1 protein-coding gene is annotated in these 1,851 nt (G+C 43.3%); it reads left to right on the forward strand.

Features of this window, described 5'->3' with window-relative positions; translation table 11 throughout:
- Nucleotides 1-554: 554 nt before the first annotated feature.
- On the forward strand, nucleotides 555-1,814 hold the full coding sequence (gene ltrA, locus AC6CHU_RS25825) for a group II intron reverse transcriptase/maturase (RefSeq protein ID WP_159871960.1): 1,260 nt from the start codon (nucleotides 555-557) through the stop codon (nucleotides 1,812-1,814).
- Nucleotides 1,815-1,851 lie beyond the last annotated feature (37 nt).

Raw genomic sequence — 1,851 nt, forward strand, 5'->3', positions numbered from 1 at the left:
TGTGCGCCCGGCATGGGTGGAGTCTATAGGGTGCAAGTCCCGAGCCATGAAGGCAGTAGTAGTGGTTAGCTTAACGCAAGGGTGTCCGTGGTGACACGGAATCTGAAGGAAGCGAGCGGCAAACCTCCGGTCTGAGGAACACGAACTTCATATAAGGCTAGGTACCATTGGATGAGTTTGCAGATCAAAACAAAGTCCTTACTGCCAAAGGTGGTACAGAGTAAATGGAGCAGATAGATGGAGGGAAAGACTGTACTCTTACCCGGGGAGATCTGGTTGGTACGCCAAGTACACTTGGTAACCTATCTAGCAATAGATAGTTGAACAACCAGAAGTCAGCAGAGGTCATAGTACCTTACCTACTCGAGATGGTAAGGGAAGGGCTGAACATTTAGGAAGAACGAGAACTAGGCATACAATTCCTGTGTAGAAGCAGACAATCCGAAAGGACTTACCTGAAGGAAGAAGTGGTGAATTCCACAAGGGGACTTCAGGAGGGTGGAGCAGGAATAACATAATTAGATTTCTACGTTCACGTCGAAAGGAAATATCATATGTTAATGGATCTGATTCTGTCACGGGAAAACTTAATAGCAGCACTTAAACGTGTGGAGAAGAACAAAGGGAGTCACGGCATAGATGGAATGTCCGTAAAATCCCTACGAAGACATCTCTATGAGAACTGGGACACCTTATGTGATTCTTTAAGGAAAGGCACCTATCAGCCCAACCCCGTCCGTCGAATCGAAATCCCGAAACCGAACGGTGGAGTAAGGTTACTAGGAATACCTACCGTGACAGACCGATTCATTCAACAAGCAATTGCTCAAGTTCTAACCCCCCTTTTTGACCCAAGCTTCTCGGAACATAGCTATGGGTTTAGACCGAATAGAAGAGGTCATGATGCGGTTCGCAAGGCAAGGGAATACATAAGTGAAGGTTATAGATGGGTAATTGACATGGACTTGGAGAAATTCTTTGACAAAGTAAATCATGATAAGCTAATGGGGATTTTAGCAAGTAGAATCCAAGACCGATTGGTCTTGAAACTAATACGGAAATATCTCCAGGCAGGAATCATGATAAATGGTGTAGTCTATGATGCAGAAGAAGGAACACCACAAGGAGGTCCTCTGAGTCCTCTTCTTTCAAATATCCTTTTGGATAAGCTTGATAAAGAGTTGGAAAGGAGAGGTCACAAGTTTGTCCGCTACGCCGATGATTGTAATATTTACATGAAATCGAAGAAAGCTGGAGAACGAGTGATGAACTCGATTACACGTTTCATAGAGCAGAAATTAAAACTCAAAGTAAATCGAGGAAAATCAGCAGTTGATCGCCCGTGGAAACGAAAGTTCCTTGGCTTTAGCTTTACGCTCAATAAGAAACCGAAGGTTCGAATAGCCAAAGAAAGTATTAAAAGGCTTAAGGCTAACATACGGGAATTAACCTCCCGTTCCAAATCAATTCCTATGGAAGTTAGAATTCAGAAACTAAATCAATATCTGACGGGATGGTGTGGATATTTTGCATTGGCTGACACACCAAGTAAATTTAAAGAATTTGATGAGTGGATTAGAAGAAGACTTCGTATGATTGAGTGGAAACAATGGAAAAACCCAAGGACAAGGGTGAGAAGACTCAAAGGTCTAGGTGTCCCTGACCAAAAGGCATACGAATGGGGAAACTCCAGAAGGAAATATTGGAGAATAGCCTCTAGTCCAATCCTACACAAAACCCTCGATAACTCCTATTGGAGTAATCGAGGGCTCAAAAGTCTATATCAAAGATATGAATTTCTGCGTCAAACTTAAATGAACCGCCGTATACCGAACGGTACGTACGGTGGTG

It is taken from the genome of Cytobacillus sp. GQ23, from assembly GCF_059758675.1.